Raw genomic sequence first — 3,332 nt, forward strand, 5'->3', positions numbered from 1 at the left:
CGCTGGCGCGACTGCGCGCCGAGACGCTCGGCACGCCCTACCGCCCCGCCGGCGCCGGGGCCTTCAACGACCTGCAGCGCCGCTTGTATGAACGCCGCCAGACCGCGCTCCAGGAAGAGCTGGCGGTGCTGTCCAAGTCCGCCGACCTTGCCCGGCGGGAAGTCGAGCTGAACGAACCGCTGTTCAAGGCCGGCGACATCAGCGCCGCCGAGTTCCTGCGCCTGCAGCGCGCCGCGAACGAGGCGGCCGGCCAGGTCACCACCCGCCGCAACCGCTTCCTCCAGGACGCGCAGGCCGAACTGGCCAAGACCGAGGAGGAGCTCGCCAGCGTGCACCAGATGCTGAACGACCGCCGCGGCAACCTCGAGCACACGGCGCTGCGTGCCCCGGTGGACGGCGTCGTCAACCTGATCACGCTGACCACGGTGGGTGCGGTGCTGCGCTCCGGCGACGAAATCATGCAGCTGCTGCCCACCGGCGACGACCTGATCATCGAAGCCCGGCTGCGCGCGGCCGACATCGGCTTCGTCCGTCCCGGCATGCCGGCGACGATCAAGCTCGACGCCTTCGACTACAGCATCTACGGCGCCCTCGACGGCGTCGTGACCTACGTCAGCCCCGACGCGCTGACGGAGCGCACGCCGCAAGGCGAGCAGCCGTATTACCGGACCCACATCCGCGTCAGCGGCAAGCGCTTCAAGGGCGCGAAGGCCGAGCGCGTCGTGATGCAACCCGGCATGACGGCCACCGTGGAGGTCATCACCGGCCGCCATACGGTGCTGGACTACCTGCTCAAGCCCGTCAAGAAGACGATGTCGGAGTCCCTCGGCGAGCGCTGAGGCACGACCCACTCCTCGATTCCACAACAAACCGAACCATCAGGGGATTCACACATGATCACTGTCACCATCATCGAAGACGACGCGACGGTTCTTCAACGCCTGATCGACGTCGTGTCCGCCAGCAGCGCCTGCCAGATCGTGGGCATCGGCCGCAACCGCGGCGAATCGGTCTCCGCGATCCTGGCCAACCGCGCCGACATCTACCTGGTCGACCTGGGCCTGCCCGACGTGGACGGCATCGACCTGATCAAGCTGATCGCCGAGAAGTGCCCCGACGCGCGCAGCCTGGTGATCAGCACCTTCGGCGACGCCAAGCACGTGATGCGCAGCCTGCGCTCGGGGGCTTCGGGCTACCTGCTGAAGGAAGAGATCCAGCCCAGCCTGATCGACAAGATCATCGCCACCCACAACGGCCACGCGCCGCTGAGCCCGGCGGTGTCGCGCCTGGTGCTGGACAAGCTGGAAAGCCTGGAGACCGGCGTGAAGCCCAAGGTCGACCGCGTCCAGAAGCTCAAGGAGCTGGGCCTGGGCCAACGCGAATGGAGCGTGCTGAACCTGCTGATCGAAGGCTTGCCCATCGTGGACATCGGCAACCGCCTGTCGATCTCGCGCTTCACGGTGAACCAGCATCTGCGCTCGATCTATCGCAAGCTGAATGTGAACTCCCGCGCCATGGCGACGAGCGTCGCCCGCATGCATGGCCTGATCGACGACTGAGGCGGCTGCGGCCGGTCGCCGCACTCCCGCGAAAAAGCCGCCCGAGGGCGGCTTTTTCATGCGGTGTAGGAATGCGGTGTAGGAATGCGGCGCAAGGCCGCATCGACGGCCGCCGCGCTCACAGGCGAGGTGTCTCCAGCGGGCCGGCGCGACGCACGACCGGCTTCGCAGCGGCCGATGGCCCGTTGCGTCCACCTTGCCGCAGGCGCATGCGCAGCAGCTGCCGGCACATGTAGAACGAGGCCCGGTCGGCGTCCGTCGGCGATCTCACCCGCCCCTGCTCCTTCAGGCGTCGCTGGCCCTGCGCGAGTTCCTCACGCAGGAGGGCGCTGAGCTGATGCTCCCGGCCGTGGATGGCGGCAAGGCCGAACACCGACAACCACGCGACCAGGACGGGGCGAGGCAGCGAGGCCAGCAGTTCCGCCAGCGACTCGGAGGTGGCCACGCTCTGCGCGGCATGGATCTCCTGCACGCGCAGCAGCCGCGCGACCAGCGAGGGATGCAGGCCCGCGACCATGGCCAGCGTCGCGGCGCAGGCGCCCGAGGCGGCCAGCTGCAGAAGCTGGGCCACCACGCGGGCATCGGTCTCCGGCAAGGCCGGCACGGCGACCGTTGCGGGACGCGCGATGCCATAACCCTGGAAGAAGTCGGCACCGGCGCGCAGCGCGCGCTGGTGGGCTTCATCGTCGTCGACCTTCTCCGCGATGACCGCCAGGCCAAGCTGATGGGCATGGCGGATCAGGGCGCGCAACGCCAGCGGCGCGAGGCCCAGCATGTCGATCTTGGCGAACTGGGCCCAGGGGGCCAGCGCCCACCGGGGATCGTCCAGGCTGACGATGTCGTCCAGCGCGAAGCGGTAGCCCCGGCCATGAAGGTCCTCGATGCGCTGCATCAGGGCCGTGTCCACCTCGACCGTCTCCAGCAGCTCGATGACGCCGACGTCGGGCGTCATCGCCTCGGCGATCGGACCCATCAGCGTGCGACCGTCCATGTTGACCAGCAGGTCCCCCAGCGGATGCTCCGCGGCGGTCGCGCTGGTCAGGAGCGCGCCGTCGATCAGCGCGTTGGACAGCACGGCGGCGGTCGCGTGGGCACCGAGTTCCGGGCCGACCGGGCCATCATCGCCATTCCAGCGGAACAGCAATTCGGTCGCGACGACGCGACCCGTGCGATCGATGATCGGCTGGCTGGCGTAGCGGACGTGGGGTACGTGGGGGTTGGAGCGTTCGCGCGACGGGACGGGCGGCGAAGTCGATGACGCATCGCTGACGGGGATGCGGCCGGTGTCGGAGGGGCGGGACATGACTTTCCGCGGAGTGGAAGAACAAGGCTTCATGCTAGGAATCGCCCACTCGACACCAAATAGCAAACACCTGTCATCCCTGACCACCGACTAGCAGTTATAGGTGGGTTGCGCTGACTGGGATCAAGGCATTGCGCGGGCGCCGCGCTTGCCCCTGGCGATCACCGTCGGCCGCGCGTGCGCTGGAACTCCGGCGCGGCGCGCGCGCAACTCATCCGCCGGCCACGGACGGACCACCGCCGCGTGGGCGACATCCGCGCGGATCGGTGGGACCGGCTCCGCGGCCGTTGGGTTTTCTTATCCGGATCACAAGGAGAAACGACATGCAGATGCGACACCCTCGTCTGGCCGTGGCCGCCCTCGCGGCAGCCGTCCTGGCAGGCTGCGCCAACATGGATGAACGCCAGCGCGGCACCGCCGGCGGCGCCGCGATCGGCGCGGTCACCGGCGCGGTGATCAGCTCGGCCACC

3 protein-coding genes are annotated in these 3,332 nt (G+C 68.8%); 2 read left to right on the plus strand and 1 reads right to left on the minus strand.

What is annotated here, in order from left to right; all coding sequences use genetic code 11:
- Positions 1–839, plus strand: an 839-nt coding sequence (locus tag FUT87_RS17205; protein WP_186830588.1) for an HlyD family type I secretion periplasmic adaptor subunit, incomplete at its 5' end; no start/stop codon positions are given.
- Positions 840–893: 54 nt separating this feature from the next.
- A complete protein-coding gene (locus tag FUT87_RS17210) occupies positions 894–1,559 on the plus strand; it encodes a response regulator transcription factor (protein ID WP_091724424.1) in 666 nt (221 codons plus the stop codon).
- A 118-nt stretch (positions 1,560–1,677) separates the two neighbouring features.
- On the opposite strand, the gene FUT87_RS17215 is transcribed toward FUT87_RS17210, so the two are convergent.
- Positions 1,678–2,862 (minus strand): EAL and HDOD domain-containing protein, encoded by a 1,185-nt coding sequence (locus FUT87_RS17215; protein ID WP_186830589.1) that lies wholly within the window; start codon positions 2,860–2,862, stop codon positions 1,678–1,680.
- Positions 2,863–3,332: the final 470 nt, after the last annotated feature.

Source organism: Mitsuaria sp. TWR114 (assembly GCF_007997345.1).

What these genes read in the sequence shown, in the direction of transcription:
- FUT87_RS17210 (WP_091724424.1), top strand. Translation starts at nt 894, where the DNA reads ATGATCACTGTCACCATCATCGAAGACGACGCGACGGTTCTTCAACGC.
- FUT87_RS17215 (WP_186830589.1), bottom strand. Translation starts at nt 2,862, where the DNA reads ATGTCCCGCCCCTCCGACACCGGCCGCATCCCCGTCAGCGATGCGTCA.